The following is a 19,297-nucleotide window of genomic DNA, read 5'->3' on the forward strand; positions in this document are numbered from 1 at the left end:
CGCGGCAGTTCACACGCAAACGTGTGCCGTCACGCGGCCTGCGTGATCAGTCCTTCCCGTTGCCAAACAGCGCCGCAAACTGCTTCTCGCCGGTGCGGGTGAAGTTCACCACGCGGCTGCCGGGGGTGGCGTCGCGCGCGGCCCATTTCAGCTCGGCGAAACGCTGCATCATGGCGGCACCCAGCGTGCCGGCGAGATGGTGGCGCCGCTCGCTCCAGTCGAGGCAGGCCTTGCAGACCGGACGACGCGGATGGCTGAGCATGTCGGCCGAGATCTGCAGATGCTTGGCGAGGAAGCGCTCGCCTTCCGCCGTCAGCTCGATGTCCTGCTTCTTCTGCCTGACCAGGTTTCGCGTGCGCAAGGAGTCGAGCATCTGCACGCCGAGATCGCCGGCGAGATGGTCGTAGCAGATCCGCGCGCGCCGCAGCGCCGGATCCTTCGGCCCGGTACGCACGCGCATGTGGCCGGTGCGTGCGGCAAGCCCCGCAAGACCTTCGAGCACGCCGGCGACATCGTCGTCGGTGAGGCGATAGTAGCGGTGGCGGCCCTGCTTCTCCGGCTCGACCAGCCCGCCGGCCTCGAGCTTGGAGAGATGCGAGCTTGCGGTCTGCGGCGTGATGCCGGCCTCCTGCGCCAGCTCGCTCGCGGTGAGCGCGCGGCCGTTCATCAGCGCCGTGAGCATGTTGGCGCGGGCGGGATCGCCGACCAGCGAGGCGACCATGGCGATGTCGGGGCCTGATTTCATGCTTCGATGGTAGCCGAAGCATTGTGGTCGGGCAAGGGCGTAGCGTGCTCTCACACCGTCGTTGCGAACGAGCGGCGAAGCAAAACCTGAACAACGATCCTCACCCTGAGGAGCGCGCTCTTGCGCGCGTCTCGAAGGGCGAGGCCACCGGCGGGGCCTTCATTCTTCGAGACGCTTGCTGCGCAAGCTCCTCAGGATGAGGGTTTAGCAGCATCGCTGTCGGTCACAGAAAATAGGAGCCCACCATGTCCGTCACCGTCTTCATCCGCTATCAGCTCGATCCCTTCAAGCGTGCGCAGTTCGAGGAATATTCGAAACGCTGGCTCACCATCATCCCGAAATGCGGCGGCGACCTGATCGGCTATTTCATGCCGCATGAGGGCACCAACAACATCGCGTTCGCGCTGATCACCTTCGAGAGCCTCGCCGCCTACGAGGCCTATCGCGCGCGGCTGCGGCAGGACAGCGAGGGCATGGCGAATTTCCATTTCGCCGAGGAGAACAAATTCATTCTCGCGGAAGAGCGCACGTTTTTGCGCAAGGTGGTATTGTAGGCCACCAACGCGAAGGAGACGCCCATGATCGTCGTGATTTTCGAAGTCTGGCCCAAGCCGGAACATCGCCAGGACTACTTCGACCTCGCGGCCGATCTGAAGCCGATCCTGCAGACGATCGACGGCTTCATCTCGGTCGAGCGCTTCGAGAGCCTGACCGAGAAGGGCAAGATCCTGTCGGTGTCGTTCTGGCGCGATGAGGCCGCGGTGCAAGCCTGGCGCAACACGATGGAGCACCGCCGCACCCAGGCCAAAGGCAGGGCGCAGATTTTTGCCGACTACCACTTGCGTATTGCCAGCGTCATCCGCGACTACGGCATGAATGATCGCGAGCAGGCGCCGAAGGACAGCCGCGCGGTGCATGATGTGCACTAGCGGCGCCGAATGCGCGTGCCTATGTCTGCGCGGCCAACAAGGGAGAGAAACATGCATGTGACAACCGCTGACAAGCGCGCGACGTTCAGGAAGATGCACGAGAGCGGCTGCTTCATTCTGCCCAATCCGGTCGACGTCGGCAGCGCCAAGGCGTTGCAGCATCTCGGTTTCAAGGCGCTTGCCTCGTCCAGCGCGGGCTTTGCCTGGACCATCGGCAAGGCCGACAACCGCGTCACCGTCGAGGATGTCTGTCAGCATCTGGCAGCATTGAGCTCGTCGGTCGACATTCCCGTGAACGCGGATTTCGAGGGCGGCTTCGCGGTCGAGCCGGACAAGGTCGCCGACAATGTCGAGCGCGGTGTGCGCACCGGCGTTGCCGGCCTTTCGATCGAGGATTCCACCGGCGACAAGGACAAGCCGCTCTATGATCGCGCCCTCGCGGTCGAGCGCATCAAGGCCTCGCGCAGGGCGATCGGCGACAGCAACACGCTGCTGGTCGGGCGCTGCGAGGCTTATCTGTGGGGCGTCACCGATCTCAAGCTCGTCATCGACCGGCTCACTGCCTACGCGGATGCCGGCGCCGATTGCCTCTACGCGCCGGGCCTGAAGACCCGCGAGGACATCGCCGCGGTGGTGAAGGCTGTCGCACCAAAGCCGTTCAATCTGCTGATCGGTGCGTCCGGCCTGTCGCTGAAGGAGGCCGAAGATCTCGGCGTCCGCCGCATCAGCGTCGGCGGCTCGCTCGCCCGCGCCGCCTGGGGCGGCTTCATGCGCGCGGCGAAGGAGATGGCGGAGAAGGGCACGTTCACGGAGCTCGGCAGCGGCTATCCCGGCGGCGAGCTCAACAAGATGTTCAGCTAGAGCCAAATTCAGCAAACGAAAGCGGCGGGACTCTTTCGAGTCCCGCCGCTCTCCATTCCGTTCTCGACGTCATGCCCCGCGAAGGGGCGATGACGGTTGTGTATTCCGCGATGACAGCCGTGCTCTTACTTCGCGCCCTCGGACGGAGCGGCCGGATCAGGCGCCGCCGGCTTGCTCGGCGCAGCACCGGTGGTCTTGCCCGGCTCGGTATTGGCGCGCGGCGTCACGTCACGCATGCCGGGAGGCGCCGCCGGATTGGCAGACGGAGCCTGCTGCGCGGTCTGCGTGGCGGGCGTGTTGCTCGCCTGGTTGCCCGTGCTCGAATTGTTCAGGCCATAGAACACGGCGCCCAGCACCAGGGCGACGGCTACGGCAAACAGCGCGACCTTGCCGCTGGAGGCGGGACCTTCGCCCAATTCAGGGTCGGCCTGGAGGTCGGCATCCTGCCGCCGCGCCACGCGAAGATACTCGTCGTCGCTGAGGTTCGGGCGATACGGATCGTTGGGAAAACGGTCGTCAGCCATCGATTGGATCTCCTCGTTGATTGCGCCAAGACAACCCTCAGCTGCGAGATTCCGTTCCGCCCGCTTTATGCTTTCGTCGCATGTTGCCCCCGCGGCGGGAATCGGGAACCTGTTCCGTTGGGAACCCCGCGGGTAAGTTCCACCGCAGGGAGAAGGGAACCAGACGATGTGGAGCCTGCCGCCGAGCGATAGCGTGCTGCATTTCCTGTCGCTGGTTGCCGTTGCAGCGCAAGGCATGACCGCTGCACTCGCAGCGGGGCGCCGCAGCATGGACTGGCTGGGCGTCTGCTTCCTCGGCTGCATCACGGCGCTCGGCGGCGGCACGGTGCGCGATCTCGTGCTTGGGCACTATCCGCTGGTCTGGGTCCAGAACCCGATCTATCTCGCGCTTGCCGGCGGGGCCGCCTTCCTTACCATCCTGACCGCGCGTCTCGTGCACCGGCTGAAGGTCGCCTTCATCGTGCTCGATGCCATCGGCCTCGTCGTCTTTACCATGGCCGGCTGCAACGTTGCCTGGCAGATGGACGCGACGCTGCCGATCGTCATCGTCTCCGGCATGATCACGGGCTGCGCCGGTGGCGTCTTGCGCGATGTGCTCTGCAACGACGTGCCGCTGCTGTTTCGCTCCGAACTCTACGCCAGTGTCTCGGTGGTCACGGGGCTGTTCTACGCCACCGCCTTCGGCCTCAATCTCAACGCCGAGCTCTGGACCATCTTGACCTTCGTCCTCGGTATCAGCTTCCGCCTGCTGGCGGTGCGCTACAAATGGGAGATGCCGAAATTCGTGTTCACGGGGGATGAGGAGCGCCGGCCGTAGCTACGGCTCCTGCTTCCGCGCCTTCGCCACCTGCGACGGCGTCACCAGCGGGGCGGCATTGCCCCAGGAATTGCGCATGTAGTTCGTCACCGCCGCGATCTCTGCGTCGGACAATTGCTTGGCATATCCCGGCATCTCGCCGGTGTTGGGCGCGCGCGGCGTCGTCACGGTGTGGGCGCCGTCGAGGATGATGCGCAAGGTCGAGGCCGGATTGACCGATTGCAGCAGCGCGTTGCCGGGGAGCGGCGGATAGATCCGCGGCGCGCCCGAGCCGTCGGCCTCATGGCAGGCGATGCAGAGCTTGGCGTAGACCGCCTGGCCGGCTTTCATCTCGGCCTCCTCAGGCGGCGCCACGATCGTCTCGCGCCGCGACGGCGGCAGGCCCTTCAGGTACTCCGCGATCGCGCGCACGTCGGCATCGCTCATCTTCGCCGTCGAATTGACGATCACATCGGCCATCGGCCCGCCGGCATGGCTCTTCGCGTTGCGTCCGCTCTGCAAATATTCGGTGATGTCCTCGGCGCTCCACGATTTCAGCCCGGTGCGCGCCGCGCCATCGAGCCTCGGCGCGTACCAGCCGCCGACCTCGTTGCCGGAGAGCGCCTGCGCAGCCTTGTCCGCGCCAAAATAGTTCTTCGGCGTGTGACAGGCGCCGCAATGGCCGAGCCCGGTGACGAGATAGCCGCCTCTGTTCCAGGCCGCGCTCTGGGTCTGGTCCGGCTCGAACAGGCCCGGCGTGAAATACGCGGCGTTCCAGAGCCGCATCAGGCTGCGATAGCCGAACGGCCAGCGCAGCTCCGGCGGCTTGTTGCGGTTCGCCACCGGCGCCAGCGTGCCGAGATAGGCGCGGATCGCCAGCGTGTCGTCCTTGGTCATCTTCGTGAAGTAGGGATAGGGGAACGCCGGATAATAGTTCGAGCCGTCGGGCGCGGTGCCATAGCGCAGCGCGCGGGTGAAATCGGCGTCGGCCCAGCCGCCGATCCCGGTGTCGCGGTCCGGCGTCAGGTTCGGCGCATAGATCGCGCCGAACGGCGTGTCGATCCGCTTGCCGCCCGCGAACGGCTTGGCCGGATCGGCGGTGTGGCAGCCGGCGCAGCCGCCGGCCTCGACCAGCGTCTTGCCGTAGGCGATCAGCTCAGGCGACGGCTCGGCGGCAGGAGCCGTCGTCGCAACTGCACTGCACAATGCAAGACCGGCCAGAATCGTCCGCATCGAAAGCCTCTCCTGCGACCAATCGACATCGTCCGGCATGACGGTTGCGTCGATTCATTTCGCGACGGCCGGGGTATGGTGACACAAATTGCAAATGCGTGATGCCTTTCAGGCCACGAAATTGCGATTTTTACCCGGCGCTCGCTTTGATCCAGATTTGTGATGCGCCGCGTTAAATATCCGACATAGAGTGGCGCAGGTGGTCGGCGCGCCCTAGCTAAAAACAACGGGCAGGCAACGGCTTAAGCGATCTTAAGTGACAAAGACCTGAACAGGGCGCGGAAAGAGGACAACATGGGAATCAACCAGGGTCCAATCAGTCTCGATCAAAAATACACCCAGGAAACCGGACACGTCTTCACCACGGGCATCCAGGCCCTGGTCCGGTTGCCGATGGCCCAGATCCGGCGCGACCGCGCCAACGGCCTCAACACCGCAGGCTTCATCTCCGGCTACCGCGGCTCGCCGCTCGGCGGTTATGACCAGCAGCTCTTCGCCGCGCGCAAGCATCTCGAGCAGTACAACATCAAGTTCCAGCCCGGCGTGAACGAGGATCTGGCGGCGACCGCCGTCTGGGGCTCGCAGCAGCTCAACCTCTCGCCCGGCGCCAAATATGACGGCGTGGTCGGCATCTGGTACGGCAAGGGGCCCGGCGTCGATCGCTGCGGCGACGTGTTCCGCCACGGCAATGCCGCCGGCTCCGCCAAGAACGGCGGCGTGTTGTGCCTGGCCGGCGACGACCACGGCGCAAAGTCCTCGACCGTCCCGCATCAGTCCGACCATGCCTTCATGTCGGCCTTGATGCCGTATCTCTATCCCTCGAGCATCCACGAGATGATCGAGATGGGCCTGCTCGGCATCGCGATGTCGCGCTATTCGGGCTGCTGGGTCGGCATGAAGGTGATCACGGAGACGGTGGAGACCACCGCCGAGATCGATCTCACCGACGAGATGAAGCCCTTCATCATCCCGACCGATTTCGAGCTGCCGCCCGGCGGCCTCAATCTGCGCTGGCCCGACGACCGTTTCGAGCAGGACCGCCGCCTGCAGGACTACAAGGGCTTTGCCGCGATCGCCTTCGCCCGCGCCAACAAGGTCAACCGCGTCACCATGGACTCGCCGAACGCGCGCTTCGGCATCATGGCCTCGGGCAAGAGCTACGAGGACGTGCGGCAGGCGTTGCGCGAGCTCGGCATCACCGAAGAGGTCGCCGCCAAGATCGGCCTCCGTCTCTACAAGATCGGCATGCCCTGGCCGCTGGAGCCGGAAGGCGTGCGCCAGTTCGCGGTCGGGCTCGAAGAGATCTTCATCATCGAAGAGCGCCGCGAGATCGTCGAGAACCAGGTCAAGCAGGAGCTGTTCAACTGGCGCGACGACGTCCGCCCGCGCATCGTCGGCAAGATGGACGAGCACGACAAGCGCTTCCTGACCTTCTCCGCCGAGCTCAGCGTCGCCTCGCTTGCGACCTCGCTGACCGAGCGGCTGCTCCGGCTTAACCTCAACCCTGAGATCGCGGAGATGCTCCGCGCCAAGGCCGATTGGTTCAACGGCCGCCAGGCATCCCAGATGCAGGCGGTCGCCCCTGTCTCCCGCACCCCGTATTTCTGCTCCGGCTGTCCCCACAACACCTCGACAAAGGTCCCCGAAGGCAGCCGCGCGCTCGCCGGCATCGGCTGCCATTTCATGGCGCTGTGGATGGACCGCTCGACCGAGACCTTTACGCATATGGGCGGCGAGGGCGTGCCGTGGGTCGGCATCGCGCCCTTCACCAACGAGAACCACATCTTCGCGAACCTCGGCGACGGCACTTACTTCCACTCCGGCCTTCTCGCCATCCGCCAGGCGGTGGCGTCCAAGACCAACATCACCTACAAGATCCTCTACAACGACGCCGTCGCCATGACCGGCGGCCAGCGTCATGACGGCGATCTCTCGCCGCAGCAGATCACCTTTCAGCTCCATGCCGAAGGCATCCGCGAGATCTATCTGGTCTCGGAGACGCCCGACGCCTATCCGGCCAGCACCATCGCGACCGGCGTGAAGCTGCACCACCGCGACGAATTGCAAGACGTCATGAAGATGTGCCGCGAGTACAAGGGCACCTCGGCGATCGTCTTCGTGCAGACCTGCGCGGCCGAGAAGCGCCGCCGCCGCAAGCGCGGCCTGATGGAAGATCCGGCGCGCCGCGTCATGATCAATCCGGCTGTCTGCGAAGGCTGCGGCGATTGCTCGGTGCAGTCGAACTGCATCTCGGTCGAGCCGCTGGAGACCGAGTTCGGCCGCAAGCGCGCCATCAACCAGTCCGCCTGCAACAAGGACTATTCGTGCCTCAAGGGTTTCTGCCCGTCCTTCGTCACCGTGGACGGCGGCAAGCCGCGCCATCGCGCGCCGGCTGATCTCTCCGACATCGGCGCGATTGCGGAGCCGGCCTCGCGTCCCAGCCTCGACAAGCCCTACAACATCGCCGTCGGCGGTGTCGGCGGCACCGGCGTGCTCACCATCGGCGCGCTGCTCGGCATGGCCGCGCACATCGAGGGCAAGGCCTCGATGATCCTCGACATGTCCGGCCTCGCGCAAAAGGGCGGCGCGGTGCTCAGCCACGTCCGCCTGTCGGATCATCCGGCCGAGGTGACCTGCTCGCGCATCGTCACCGGCACCGCCGACGTCGTGCTTGCCGCCGACGAGGTCGTCGCGGTCGCCAAGGACACGATCTCGCTGTGCGACACCAGCCGCACCCGCGGCATCATCAACAGCCACGTCATTCCGACCGCCGACTTCGTCCTCAACCGCGACTTCAACTTCCAGACCCGCAAGCTGAACGGGCTATTGGAAACGGCGCTGCACAAGGATTCCGTCTTCTTCGACTTCACCAAGCCGGCCGAGCTGCTGCTCGGCGACAGCATCGCCACCAACATGATGATGATGGGCTATGCCTATCAGAAGGGGCTCTTGCCGTTGTCGGCTGAATCGATCGAGCAGGCGATCGAGGTCAACGGCGTCTCGATCAAGATGAACAAGGAAGCCTTCCGCCTCGGCCGTCTCGCGGTCGCCGAGCCCGAGCGCCTTGCGGAGATGCTGAAGGGGACCGACGAGGTCGCCGCGCCCAAGACGCTGGATGCGATGACGCTCGACGAGGTCATCGAGCACCGCGCCAAGCACCTGACCGCCTACCAGAACGGCCGCCTGGCAAAACGCTATCGCAAGCTGATCGACCAGGTCCGCGATGCCGCCAAGCAGGGCGATTATGGTGACGCGCTGCCGCGCGCGGTCGCGGTGAACTACGCCAAGCTGCTGGCCTACAAGGACGAATACGAAGTCGCGCGCCTGTTCACCGATGGGGCCTTCGAGCAGCAGCTCCGCGACCAGTTCGAGGGCGACTTCAAGTTCAACTTCAACCTGGCCCCGCCGATCCTCAGCCGCGGCGTCGATGCGCTGGGACGTCCGAAGAAGCGCGCCTTCGGCCCCTGGATGCTGAACGTCTTCCGCGTGCTGGCGAAGTTCAAGTTCCTGCGCGGCACCCCGCTCGACATCTTCGGCGGCAGCGCCGATCGCAAGCTCGAGCGCGATCTCATCGTCGGCTACGAGAAGGACGTCGCCACCGTGCTCGGCCTGTTGTCGCCGGTCACGCACGACACCGCAGTCGAAATCCTGTCGCTGCCCGACCGCATCCGCGGCTACGGCCCGGTGAAGGAGAAGGCGGTGGCCGACGCCAAGGCCCGCTACGCCCAGCTCGCCGCCGATCTGGCTAACCCGCCGCCCGCCCCAAGGCAGATCGCAGCGGAGTAGGGCAGTCCCGTAGGGCGGATTACCGACGCGTAATCCGCCACATCTGTTGCCGTAGAGATCAATGCGGCGGATTACGCCTTCGGCTAATCCGCCCTACGAACCCATCCGGCGACACCATCCCTTGCGCTGCCCGTCGGGCAAAACACCCACGCGATGGGTCAATCCTCGCGCGCGAAAACATTCCACTTTACCGAAATTCGGGTTTGTCGTATTCGTCCGTCACCTCATCCCAGTCAGAGGGGCGTATCGCGATCGTCACGAAACGCGGGGTGAGTGGCGGTGGACGCGGGCTGAGTCGCACGAGCGATTGTCTCGTGCACGACGGGCGCAGTCTCGCGTACGGCAAAATCGTGTGGTCCTGACGCCCGGGGTCTGTGCGTCAAGTCTTGCGATCGCTCGCAGGGCGACGGGGGCAATAGTGCATCGCTCCCCGGGGAGAGCGCGACATAAGCCGTCAAACCACTGCGCAGGGAAGGCCGGTTGTTTGGCCGCACCTGTATGCCGCTGTGCATCTGTTCTTCGCGCATTCTCAGCACAGCGGACCGTGGGTGCCCAGCCGGCACTCGGTCTTCCCTGCGCCCTCTGTTCAAGGAGGGAGCCGGACGGAAGCAAGGCTCGGGCGAGATGCGCCGCGAGGATGCGAAGGTGTGTCTGGCCGTCATTGCGAGCGCAGTGAAGCAATCCAGAAATGCATCCGCCGAAAAATTCCTGGATTGCTTCGCTGCGCTCGCAATGACGACGGCGAGGCAGCACGGCTCTCTCTCCCTCACCCTGAGGAGCCGCGAAGCGGCGTCTCGAAGGGCGGGGAGCCCCGGCCGGGCCTTCATCCTTCGAGACGCGCGTTCCGCGCTCCTCAGGATGAGGAATGGGGCTTTCGCGCCCGCTACCACCCCATTTGCGCCAAGCCGCTGCCCTCTCGCCCGACGGAATATTTCCGCGCTTGCCAATCAGGCCGGTGCGGTTCAGAAAAAAGAGCGAAGAAGAAACGCGAGCGGAGACCTCTGTTTTGACCATCAAGGGCAAAGCCTACATTGCCGGGATCTACGAACACCCGACCCGGCATGCGCCGGACAAATCCACCGCCCAGCTTCACGCCGAGGTCGCCAAGGGCGCGATCGAGGATGCCGGGATCAGCAAGGACGATGTCGACGGCTATTTCTGCGCGGGCGATGCGCCCGGCGGCGCCTGGCCGATGGTCGATTATCTCGGCCTGAACACCAAGAAGCTCCGCCACGTCGATTCCACCGAGACCGGCGGCTGTTCCTACATCATCCATCTCGGCCATGCCGCCGAGGCGATCGCCGCGGGCAAGTGCTCGATTGCGCTGATCACGCTTGCGGGCAAGCCGCGCACCGGCGTGATGCCGCCGCGCGCAGCCGGCGCCGAGGTCGATTTCGAGTCGGCTTACGGCGCGACCACGCACAATGCCTATGGCATGTGTGCCATGCGCCATATGCACGACTATGGCACCACGAGCGAGCAGCTCGCCTGGATCAAGGTCGCAGCCTCGCATCACGCGCAATACAATCCGCATGCGATGCTCAAGGACGTCGTCACCGTCGAAGACGTCCTGAACTCGCCGATGATCTCCGATCCGCTGCATCGCATGGATTGCTGCGTCGTCTCCGACGGCGGCGGCGCGCTCATCGTGACGACGCCGGAGATCGCCAGGAGCCTGAAGAAGCCGCTGGTCAAGCTGATCGGGCATGGCGAGGCGATGAAGGGCCCGCGCGGCGGCAAGGATCTCGATCTCACATATTCCGCCGGCATCTGGTCCGGCCCGCGCGCGTTCGAGGAAGCCGGCATCACGCCGAAGGACATCAAATACGCCTCGATCTATGACAGCTTCACCATCACGGTGCTGATGCAGCTCGAGGACCTCGGCTTCTGCAAGAAGGGCGAGGGCGGCAAGTTCGTCGCCGACGGCAACCTCATCTCGGGCGTCGGCAAGCTGCCGTTCAACACCGATGGCGGCGGGCTCTGCAGCAACCATCCCGTCAACCGCGGCGGCATGACCAAGATCATCGAAGCCGTCAGGCAGTTGCGCGGCGAGGCGCATCCGAAGGTGCAGGTGAAAAATTGCGATCTCGCCATCGCCCACGGCACCGGCGGCCTTCTGGGTGTCCGCCACGCCGCCTCGACGGCCATTCTGGAGCGCGTGTGATGGTAGATGCAAAGAAATATCCGGCCCCGGTGACCAATCCGGAGACCGCCGCATTCTGGGATGCCGCGAAGCAGGGCAAGTTCATGATCAAGCGCTGCACCGCCTGCGGCGAAGCGCATTACTTCCCGCGCTCGATCTGTCCGTTCTGCTACTCCGACAAGACGGTGTGGGAAGAGGCCTCCGGCGAGGGCACGATCTACACCTGGAGCCTGATGCGGAAGTCGCCGACCGGCCCGTACGCCATCGGCTATGTCACGCTGAAGGAAGGACCGTCGGTGCAGACCAATTTCGTCGACTGCGATCTCGAGAAGCTGAAGATCGGCCAGAAGGTGAAGGTGGTGTTCAAGCCGACCGACGGCGCCCCGCTGCCGTTCTTCACGCCGGCCTGAGCCGACGCTGCGTAGGGTGGGTAGAGCGAAGCGAAACCCACCGACGCAAGCAATGATGGGTTTCGCTTCGCTCTACCCATCCTACGAATTCTCCGTTCTGCACGTTGTGTAGGACGGTCCTCATCCTGAGGAGCTTGCGAAGCAAGCGTCTCGAAGGATGGCCACGACAAAGAAAGCGTTTCGGGCATCCTCATGGTTCGAGACGGCGCAAGAGCGCCTCCTCACCATGAGGATGAGAACCAGAGGAAACCAAAAAATGTCCGCCAGATACGAAGAACTCAAAGGCCTGAAAAACATCGGCCAGAAATATGCCTATGGCGATCGCGAGGTCATGCTCTACGCCTATGGCATTGGCCTCGGCGCCGATCCCATGGACGAGAAGGAGCTCGCCTTCGTCAACGAGGGCACGTTCACGCCGCGGCCGCTGAAGGTGGTGCCGACCTTTGCCTCCGTCGCCGCCTGGGGCTCGGGCCCCGGCGAGATGAACCTCAACCGCGTCATGGTCGTGGACGGCGAGCGCGACATCACCTTCCATCAGCCGCTGCCGGTCGCCGCCAACATCACGGCCGACTCCTCTGTGCTCGAGGTCTACGACAAGGGCAAGGACAAGGGCGTCGTCATCGCGCACCAGACTGTGCTCAAGAACGAGAAGGGCGAGAAGCTCGCAACGCTGGTCGCCTCGCGCTTCGCCCGTGGCGACGGCGGCTTTGGCGGCCCGAACCTGACCCAGCCCGATCCGCACAAGATTCCGTCGCGCGCGCCCGACAGGACCATCGACATTGTCACGCGTCCCGACCAGGCGCTGGTCTATCGTCTCTGCGGCGACCGCAACCCGCTGCATTCGGATCCGGAGTTTGCGAAAAAGGCCGGTTTCCCGCGTCCGATCCTGCACGGCATGTGCACCTACGGCATCACCTGCCGCGGCGTGCTCCAGACCTATGCCGACTACGATGCTTCCGCCTTTCGCCAGCACGTCGCGCGGTTCTCTTCGCCGGTCTATCCCGGCGAGACCGTGACCATGGACCTCTGGAAGGACGGCAACACGATCTCGTTCGAAGCCAAGGTGAAGTCGCGCAACGTCACCGTGATCAAGAACGGCAAGACGGTGCTGGGTTAGGTCGGTCTCGTGCCCCGGACGCAGCGCAGCGCTCCTGGCGATGCGAAGCATCGTCCAGTGCGGTGCGCTGCAGAGCCGGGGCCCAGCAGCGATCACAAAGACTGGGTCCCGGCTCTGCGACGCAGCGTTTCACGCTGCATCGCGTCCGGGACACAAGAAAAAACAAACAGGGAGAAGCCACCATGGGACTACTCGACGGCAAGGTTGCGCTGATCACCGGTGCGGGCGGGGGGCTCGGTGAGGCCTACGCAAAGCTGTTCGCGCGGGAAGGGGCCTCGGTCGTCGTCAACGATCTCGGCGGCCCCCGTGACGGTTCCGGCGCCGACAAGTCGATGGCGCAGCTCGTGGTGGACGCGATCAAGGCCGAGGGCGGCAAGGCGGTCGCCAACGGCGCCGACATCTCCACCATGGAGGGTGGCCAGTCGGTGTTCGACGACGCCATCAAGCATTTTGGCCGCGCCGACATCCTGGTCAACAATGCCGGCATCTTGCGCGACCAGACCTTCGCAAAGGCCTCGGAATCCGACTGGGACAAGGTCATCAAGGTCCATCTGAAGGGTGCCTTTTGTTGCACCATGCCGGTGTTTCGCTGGATGCGGGAAAATGGCGGCGGCGTCATCGTCAACACCTCCTCGACCTCGGGCCTGATCGGCAATTTCGGCCAGACCAATTACGGCGCGGCCAAGGGCGGCATCTGGGGCCTGTCCAACGTGCTGGCGATCGAGGGCCGGAAATACAACATCCGGATCTGGACGCTGGCCCCGGGCGCCCTGACCCGCATGACCGCAGACCTGCCCCGCTATAAGGAGAACCCCTCTGCGGCGCTGGGGCCGGACGGCATCGCGCCGGCCGTGCTATACATGGTCAGCGATTTGTCGGGCGACCAGACCGGCAAGGTGCTGGGCGTGTCCGGGCCCCGCGGCGTGCGCGAAATGCGGATGATGGAAATGGAAGGCTGGAAACCGCCGCACTCGGGCTGGAAGGCCCAGGACGTCGTTGAGCATGCCAAGGAGATCTTCTTCTCCGAGGAGCAGATCAAGATGGGGGCGCGGAGGTTTTAGAAGGCCGTCATCCCGGGGCACGCGAAGCGTGAGCCCGGGATCCATACTCCGGATCGTGGTTATGGATTCCGGGCTCGCGACTGCGTCGCGCCCCGGAATGACAGATAGAGAGAGACGAGGACTAGATGAAACTTACCGCCGACGCCAAGGGCACCTTCGCAATCGCGCCGACACCGTTCCACGATGACGGCCGGATCGATGAGCGCTCGATCGACCGCCTGACTGATTTCTACGAGGAAGTGGGCTGCGACGGCGTCACGGTGCTGGGCATCCTCGGCGAGGCGCCCAAGCTCGATGCCGCCGAGGCCGAGCAGGTCGCGGTGCGCTACGTCAAGCGTGCCAAGAAGATGCAGGTGATCGTCGGCGTCTCCGCGCCGGGCTTTGCCACCATGCGCTCGCTGGCGAAGGCCTCGATGGACGCAGGCGCGGCGGGCGTCATGATCGCGCCGCCGCCGTCGCTCCGCACCGATGACCAGATCGTCGGCTACTTCAAGCAGGCGGCCGAGGCCATTGGGCCCGACATTCCCTGGGTGCTGCAGGACTATCCGCTGACGCTCTCGGTGATCTTCACCCCCGCCGTGATCCGCAAGATCGTCATGGACAATCCGAATTGCGTGATGCTCAAGCACGAGGATTGGCCGGGCCTGGAGAAGATCTCGACGCTGCGCAACTTCCAGAAGGACGGCTCGCTGCGTCCGCTCTCGATCCTCTGCGGCAATGGCGGCATGTTCCTCGATTTCGAGATGGAGCGCGGCGCCGACGGTGCCATGACCGGCTACGCCTTCCCCGAGCTTCTGATCGACGTCGTGAACCTCTCCAAGGCCGGCAAGCGCGATGCCGCGCATGATCTGTTCGACGCGCATCTGCCGCTGATCCGCTACGAGCAGCAGCCCGGTGCCGGCCTCGCCGTGCGCAAGCATGTGCTGCAGAAGCGCGGCATCATCGCCTCAAGCGCCCAGCGCAAGCCCGGCGCGACCATCACGCCGGCCGCGAAGGCGGAAGTCGACTATCTCCTGTCGCGCGTCGCCCGTTTCGACAAGCGCGCCAATCTCGGCCCGCAATCCAGCGCTGCAGGTTAACTGAATGCCCGAGACATCAGCATCACGCCCGGCTTCAACGATTCTCCTGCTCCGCGACGGCGCCAAGGAAATCGAGGTCTTCATGATGGTTCGCCATCATCAGATCGAGTTCAACTCGGGCGCGCTGGTGTTTCCGGGCGGCAGTGTCGATGCCGGCGATCAGGAGATCGTCAAGCGGTCCGACCTGTATTCGGGCGGCGAAGGCTTGAGCGAAGCGGACCGCGGTTTTCGAATCGCCGCGATCCGCGAGACCTTCGAGGAGAGCGGCATTTTGCTGGCGCGTGCGAAGGACTCGGGGGCGCCTGTCGATGCCAAGCGCGCCGGCGAGATCGCGGATGCGCACCGCGTCGCGCTCAACGAGCACAAGATCAGCTTCCTCAGCATTCTGGCCGACAACGGCCTCCAGCTCGCGCTCGACACGCTCGTGCCTTACGCGCACTGGATCACGCCCGAGGGCATGCCGAAGCGGTTCGACACCTGGTTTTTCCTTGCAGCAGCACCGCCCGACCAGCTCGGCGCGCACGACGGCCGGGAGTCCACCGACTCGATCTGGGTCTCGCCGCGCGAGGCGGTGGAGGGCGGCGAGAGCGGCCGCTTCAAGCTGCCGTTCCCGACCACGCGCAATCTGATCCGGCTCGCCAAGCAGGGCAGCGTCAGTGCCGCGCTCGATCATGCCAAGGGCATGTCGATCGTCACGGTGATGCCGGTGATGACCAAGACCGACACCGGCCGCCAGCTCCGCATTCCCCGCGAGGCCGGCTATGACGGCGAGGTGTTCGAGGTCGGGGCCGTCGGCTAGGAAACTTCGACATCCAGCGAAGTATTGGCGAGCGCGGACGCGCTAGGCTCCGCCCCTGACAATGGGACGGAGCGCGCGCCATGGACAATCGCCAGGACAACATCGCCGTCGAGCTGGCGCTGCTGGTCGCGCTCGCGACGCTCTGGGGCGGCTCCTACACCTTCATCAAGCTCGGCGTCGCCACCATCCCGCCGATCACCCTGATCGCGGCCCGCACGGCAATCGCAGGCGTGCTGCTGCTCGTCGTGATGTGGGCGCGGCGCATCCGGATGCCCACCGATGCCGCGACCTGGCAGCGCTTCGCCTTCCAGGCCGTTCTCAACAGCGTCATCCCCTGGACGCTGATCGCCTGGGGCGAGCGCCATGTCGATGCGGCGCTTGCCACCATCCTCAACTCGGCCGGCCCGATCTTCACCTTCCTGCTCACCGCAATCGTCACCCGCCACGAGACAACGCCCCCGCGAAAACTGTTCGGTGTGGTCGCGGGCATGGCCGGCATCCTGCTGATCGTCGGCGTTGATGCCTTCCATGACATCGGCAGCGGCATCATCGCGGAGGCCGCCATCGTCGCCGCCACGATCTGCTACGCCTGCGCCGCGATCTTCGGCCGCAGTTTTAAAGGCCTCGATCCCATGGCGCCTGCGGCGGGCTCGCTGCTCGCCGGAGCGGCGGTGCTGATCCCGGCCTCGCTCGTGGTCGAGCAGCCCTGGACGCTGTCGCCCTCGCTGAGTTCCGTGCTGGCGCTGCTTGCGCTGGCGACCTTTTCGACCGCGGCGGCCTTCGCGATCTACTTCCGCCTGATCCAGACCCTCGGCTCGGTCGGCACGACGGCGCAGGCGTATTTGCGCGTCCCCATCGGGGTCGCCATCAGCGTCGCCTTCCTCGGTGAAACCCTGAGCCGGACCGCCTGGATCGGCCTTGCCTGCGTCGTCCTCGGCGTTGCCGCCATGACGATCCCGGCCCGGCAGGCCGCCAGCGTCAGAACGTCATAATCCGCGGAGGAGGGCGGGCCGCGGGCCACGATATTAAGGATATTCCGGGGCGGGAGGCATGTTCCCCCCAGCGTGCAATACGTCGTATATTGGGCTTCCAGTAGCCCGGTCCTCAACGCACCTATGTCCGCCGAATTGACGCCGCCCCCCGAGAAAAAGCGAATCTTTTCGCTGTCCATCGGCCAGTTGACGTTCGGAGGATTCCTGCTGGTGCTGGCGGTGATCATCGTCACCTCGACCGTGAGCGTGGTTGCGATCCGGCACATCGACACGACCTTCGCCGAGCTGCAGCGGCTCCAGAGCGTCGGCGACCTCGCCGAGGACATCGACCGCCGCATGAACGAATTGCGCCTCGCCGCGCGCGACTTCGTCACCGACCCCGGCGCCGGCATCCAGTTCAAGCAGGTGGGTGAGGCGGCCTCGACGCTGAGCGACATCCTGAAGAAGACCCGCATCGAACTCGCGCCCGAGCAGCAGGACATGATCGACGGCGTCACCGAGCGCCTTGCGACCTACCGCAATGGCCTCGAGCGGATCTCGACCCTGATCGACCGCCGCGCCCAGCTGCTGGCGGGCCTGCCGCCGCTGCGCGACCGGTTCGACGCGGCCGTCTCAGGCACCGCGGACCGTGAGCTTGCCTCCCGCCTGTCCGAGGCACAGAGCCGGATCGCGCTCGGATTGCTGGCGCGCAATCCGTCCGCCGCCGAGCAGGCCGCGCAGGGCATGCGGACGATGGACATCGCGGATCCCAGCTTGCGGGCGGCGGTGAACGACTACGCCGAGGCGATCATCGCGGTGGCCGTCCGGGAGCGGCAGATCGCGGACATCGACCGCGAGGTGCTGGGCACCGAGGGCCGGCTGATCGGCCGCGTCACCGAGTTGCTGCGCGAGGTCAGCGCCAGGCGCGGCCACGTGCTGTCGCGCGATTTCGCCCGCACGCTGACCGAGGCACGCTGGCAGAGCATCGTGTTCGGGACCATCGGCGTGCTGATCGGCATGGTCGCGGCCGCGTTCGTGGTGCGCCGGACGGTTCGCCCGCTGGCCAAGATCGCAAGGTCGATCCGCGCGCTCGCCGCCGGCGAGAAAGACACCTCGATCCCGTCTGCCGACCTCGACAACGAGATCGGCGACATTGCGCGGGCGGCCGAAGTGTTCCGCCGCGCGCTGGAGGAGGCCGATACGGCGCGCGAGGCGGCGGTGCGCGCGCTCACCGAGCAGCGCCTCGCTGAAGAGAGCTACCGCAAGCTGTTCGAGGGCTCCGTCGACGGCATCTACGTCACGACGCCCGCAGGCGATCTCCTCAACGCCAATCCGGCGCTGGCGCGGATGATGGGCTATGACAGCCCGCAGCAGCTGATCGACAGCATCAACGACATCGCCCACACCATCTACGTCCATCCCGAGGCGCGCGACGAATACCAGCGGCTGATGGCGCGCGACGGCATGGTGCGCGAGTTCGAGTACCAGGTGCGCCAGCGCAGCGGCAACATCCTGTGGCTCTCCGACAGCGCCACCGGCGTGCGGGACGAGGCCGGCAACATCGTCCGCTACGAAGGCACGCTGCGCGACATCACCGACCAGAAGCGGGCGGAAGACGCCATCGCCGAAGGCCGGCGTCTGCTCCAGCAGGTCATCGACACCGTGCCCGCGGTCATCAACGTCAAGGACCGCGAGCTGCGCTACGTGCTGATGAACCGCTACATGGCCGGCATCTTCGGCATCGAGCCCGGCGACGCGCTCGGCCGCACCACCGCGGACCTGATGTCGCGCTATGGCGCGGCCAAGACCGACGAGAACGACAAGCGTGTGCTCAAGCTTCGCAAAGGTTTGGGATTTTACGAGGAAGAATACAAGGACGCCGCCGGCAACATGCGGCAGTGGCTGGTCAACAAGCTGCCGCTGCTCGATGCCGAGGGCGAGATCGAGCGGATCGTCACCGTGGCGCTCGACATCGGCGAGCGCAAGCGCGGCGAGCAGGAGATGCGCAAGGCCAAGGAATCCGCCGAGACCGCGCTGCGCAATCTGCGCGAGACCCAGGCCTCGCTGATCGAGGCGGAGAAGCTCGCCGCGCTCGGACGGCTCGTTGCCGGCGTCGCGCACGAGGTCAACAATCCCGTCGGCATCAGCCTCACGGTCGCCTCCGCGCTGGAGCGCAAGACCGCGACATTCACGTCGGAAGTCGAGCGCGGCGAGCTCCGCCGCTCCACGCTCAACGACTTCCTCAACACCAGCCGCGATGCGTCCTCGCAGCTCGTCTCCAACCTCAACCGCGCCGCCGAGCTGATCCAGTCGTTCAAGCAGGTCGCCGCCGACCGCAACTATTCGGACCAGCGCTCATTCGACCTCGGCGATCTGACCGAGCAGGTGGTGATGAGTCTGCGGCCGGGCCTGCGCAAACACAATCTGACGCTCAACGTCGAGTGCCAGCCGGAGCTGACCATGAACAGCTATCCCGGCCCGTACGGGCAGGTGCTGACAAACCTGTTCCTCAATTCGGTGGCGCACGCTTTTCCGGACGGCCGCCCGGGGACCATCGACATCCAGGTGCGCGAGTCCGGCAAGGACAATGTCGAGATCATCTTCTCCGACAATGGCTGCGGCATGTCGCTCGACGTCCGCCGTCGCGCGTTCGATCCATTCTTCACGACACGGCGCGACCAGGGCGGCACCGGTCTCGGCCTGCATATCGTCTACAGCATCGTCACCAATCGGCTCGGCGGCCGGCTCGATCTCGATTCCGAGCCGGGCGAGGGCACGCGCATCCAGATAATCCTGCCGCGCACGGCGCCGCTCGAGCAGGCGGCGGAGTGAGCTTTATCGTT

General features: G+C 65.3%; 16 protein-coding genes. 13 read left to right on the forward strand and 3 right to left on the reverse strand.

Features of this window, described 5'->3' with window-relative positions; translation table 11 throughout:
* Positions 1 to 46: 46 nt before the first annotated feature.
* The gene (locus VGR99_RS19320) at positions 47 to 745 is read right to left on the reverse strand and encodes a winged helix-turn-helix domain-containing protein (RefSeq protein WP_326900532.1); all 699 of its coding nucleotides are present in this window, start codon (positions 743 to 745) and stop codon (positions 47 to 49) included.
* A gap of 245 nt (positions 746 to 990) precedes the next feature.
* On the opposite strand from VGR99_RS19320, the gene VGR99_RS19325 reads away from it, so the two are divergent.
* The 3 genes from VGR99_RS19325 to VGR99_RS19335 are packed head-to-tail and all read left to right on the forward strand — an operon-like array spanning position 991 to position 2,535.
* On the forward strand, positions 991 to 1,299 hold the full coding sequence (locus VGR99_RS19325) for an NIPSNAP family protein (protein ID WP_326900534.1): 309 nt from the start codon (positions 991 to 993) through the stop codon (positions 1,297 to 1,299).
* Positions 1,300 to 1,323: 24 nt separating this feature from the next.
* On the forward strand, positions 1,324 to 1,674 hold the full coding sequence (locus tag VGR99_RS19330; RefSeq protein WP_326900535.1) for an antibiotic biosynthesis monooxygenase: 351 nt from the start codon (positions 1,324 to 1,326) through the stop codon (positions 1,672 to 1,674).
* A gap of 51 nt (positions 1,675 to 1,725) precedes the next feature.
* Complete coding sequence (locus tag VGR99_RS19335; RefSeq protein ID WP_326900536.1) at positions 1,726 to 2,535, forward strand: isocitrate lyase/phosphoenolpyruvate mutase family protein; 810 nt, start codon at positions 1,726 to 1,728, stop codon at positions 2,533 to 2,535.
* Between the two features lie 125 nt (positions 2,536 to 2,660).
* Here VGR99_RS19335 and VGR99_RS19340 read toward each other — a convergent pair whose 3' ends face one another.
* Positions 2,661 to 3,059 carry a hypothetical protein gene (locus VGR99_RS19340; protein WP_326900537.1) on the reverse strand — a complete coding sequence of 133 codons (399 nt, stop codon included), beginning with the start codon at positions 3,057 to 3,059 and terminating at the stop codon, positions 2,661 to 2,663.
* Between the two features lie 166 nt (positions 3,060 to 3,225).
* Here VGR99_RS19340 and VGR99_RS19345 point away from each other — a divergent pair, with 166 nt between their 5' ends.
* Entirely contained in the window at positions 3,226 to 3,876 is a 651-nt protein-coding gene (locus VGR99_RS19345) for a trimeric intracellular cation channel family protein (RefSeq protein ID WP_326900538.1), read from the forward strand.
* On the opposite strand, the gene VGR99_RS19350 is transcribed toward VGR99_RS19345, so the two are convergent.
* Positions 3,877 to 5,088 (reverse strand): cytochrome c, encoded by a 1,212-nt coding sequence (locus VGR99_RS19350; protein WP_326900539.1) that lies wholly within the window; start codon positions 5,086 to 5,088, stop codon positions 3,877 to 3,879.
* A gap of 294 nt (positions 5,089 to 5,382) precedes the next feature.
* Between VGR99_RS19350 and VGR99_RS19355 the strand changes: the two genes are divergently transcribed.
* The 9 genes from VGR99_RS19355 to VGR99_RS19395 all read left to right on the forward strand — a co-directional run bounded on the left by VGR99_RS19355 (position 5,383) and on the right by VGR99_RS19395 (position 19,286).
* Entirely contained in the window at positions 5,383 to 8,874 is a 3,492-nt protein-coding gene (locus VGR99_RS19355; RefSeq protein ID WP_326900540.1) for an indolepyruvate ferredoxin oxidoreductase family protein, read from the forward strand.
* 1,006 nt (positions 8,875 to 9,880) lie between these two features.
* Entirely contained in the window at positions 9,881 to 11,038 is a 1,158-nt protein-coding gene (locus tag VGR99_RS19360) for a thiolase domain-containing protein (RefSeq protein ID WP_018322309.1), read from the forward strand.
* The gene (locus VGR99_RS19365) at positions 11,038 to 11,427 is read left to right on the forward strand and encodes a Zn-ribbon domain-containing OB-fold protein (protein ID WP_014494555.1); all 390 of its coding nucleotides are present in this window, start codon (positions 11,038 to 11,040) and stop codon (positions 11,425 to 11,427) included. The genes VGR99_RS19360 and VGR99_RS19365 overlap by 1 nt, the downstream gene beginning before the upstream one ends.
* Positions 11,428 to 11,683: 256 nt before the next feature.
* Positions 11,684 to 12,544, forward strand: coding sequence for a MaoC family dehydratase (locus tag VGR99_RS19370; RefSeq protein ID WP_326900545.1), 861 nt, complete (start codon positions 11,684 to 11,686; stop codon positions 12,542 to 12,544).
* Between the two features lie 182 nt (positions 12,545 to 12,726).
* Positions 12,727 to 13,605 (forward strand): SDR family oxidoreductase, encoded by an 879-nt coding sequence (locus VGR99_RS19375; RefSeq protein WP_326900547.1) that lies wholly within the window; start codon positions 12,727 to 12,729, stop codon positions 13,603 to 13,605.
* A 125-nt stretch (positions 13,606 to 13,730) separates the two neighbouring features.
* Positions 13,731 to 14,684 (forward strand): dihydrodipicolinate synthase family protein, encoded by a 954-nt coding sequence (locus VGR99_RS19380; protein WP_326900549.1) that lies wholly within the window; start codon positions 13,731 to 13,733, stop codon positions 14,682 to 14,684.
* Positions 14,685 to 14,688: 4 nt separating this feature from the next.
* Complete coding sequence (locus tag VGR99_RS19385) at positions 14,689 to 15,483, forward strand: NUDIX hydrolase (RefSeq protein ID WP_326900551.1); 795 nt, start codon at positions 14,689 to 14,691, stop codon at positions 15,481 to 15,483.
* 80 nt (positions 15,484 to 15,563) lie between these two features.
* Positions 15,564 to 16,475 (forward strand): DMT family transporter, encoded by a 912-nt coding sequence (locus VGR99_RS19390; RefSeq protein ID WP_326900552.1) that lies wholly within the window; start codon positions 15,564 to 15,566, stop codon positions 16,473 to 16,475.
* A gap of 123 nt (positions 16,476 to 16,598) precedes the next feature.
* A complete protein-coding gene (locus VGR99_RS19395) occupies positions 16,599 to 19,286 on the forward strand; it encodes a PAS domain S-box protein (RefSeq protein ID WP_326900554.1) in 2,688 nt (895 codons plus the stop codon).
* The last annotated feature ends 11 nt before the right edge of the window (positions 19,287 to 19,297 follow it).

Origin of the sequence: Bradyrhizobium sp., assembly GCF_035935975.1 — a bacterium.
Classification (GTDB): Bacteria; Pseudomonadota; Alphaproteobacteria; order Rhizobiales; family Xanthobacteraceae; genus Bradyrhizobium.

Coding starts and splice junctions, on each gene's coding strand:
- VGR99_RS19320 (WP_326900532.1), bottom strand. CDS start 745: ATGAAATCAGGCCCCGACATCGCCATGGTCGCCTCGCTGGTCGGCGAT.
- VGR99_RS19325 (WP_326900534.1), top strand. CDS start 991: ATGTCCGTCACCGTCTTCATCCGCTATCAGCTCGATCCCTTCAAGCGT.
- VGR99_RS19330 (WP_326900535.1), top strand. CDS start 1,324: ATGATCGTCGTGATTTTCGAAGTCTGGCCCAAGCCGGAACATCGCCAG.
- VGR99_RS19335 (WP_326900536.1), top strand. CDS start 1,726: ATGCATGTGACAACCGCTGACAAGCGCGCGACGTTCAGGAAGATGCAC.
- VGR99_RS19340 (WP_326900537.1), bottom strand. CDS start 3,059: ATGGCTGACGACCGTTTTCCCAACGATCCGTATCGCCCGAACCTCAGC.
- VGR99_RS19345 (WP_326900538.1), top strand. CDS start 3,226: ATGTGGAGCCTGCCGCCGAGCGATAGCGTGCTGCATTTCCTGTCGCTG.
- VGR99_RS19350 (WP_326900539.1), bottom strand. CDS start 5,088: ATGCGGACGATTCTGGCCGGTCTTGCATTGTGCAGTGCAGTTGCGACG.
- VGR99_RS19355 (WP_326900540.1), top strand. CDS start 5,383: ATGGGAATCAACCAGGGTCCAATCAGTCTCGATCAAAAATACACCCAG.
- VGR99_RS19365 (WP_014494555.1), top strand. CDS start 11,038: ATGGTAGATGCAAAGAAATATCCGGCCCCGGTGACCAATCCGGAGACC.
- VGR99_RS19370 (WP_326900545.1), top strand. CDS start 11,684: ATGTCCGCCAGATACGAAGAACTCAAAGGCCTGAAAAACATCGGCCAG.
- VGR99_RS19375 (WP_326900547.1), top strand. CDS start 12,727: ATGGGACTACTCGACGGCAAGGTTGCGCTGATCACCGGTGCGGGCGGG.
- VGR99_RS19380 (WP_326900549.1), top strand. CDS start 13,731: ATGAAACTTACCGCCGACGCCAAGGGCACCTTCGCAATCGCGCCGACA.
- VGR99_RS19385 (WP_326900551.1), top strand. CDS start 14,689: ATGCCCGAGACATCAGCATCACGCCCGGCTTCAACGATTCTCCTGCTC.
- VGR99_RS19390 (WP_326900552.1), top strand. CDS start 15,564: ATGGACAATCGCCAGGACAACATCGCCGTCGAGCTGGCGCTGCTGGTC.
- VGR99_RS19395 (WP_326900554.1), top strand. CDS start 16,599: ATGTCCGCCGAATTGACGCCGCCCCCCGAGAAAAAGCGAATCTTTTCG.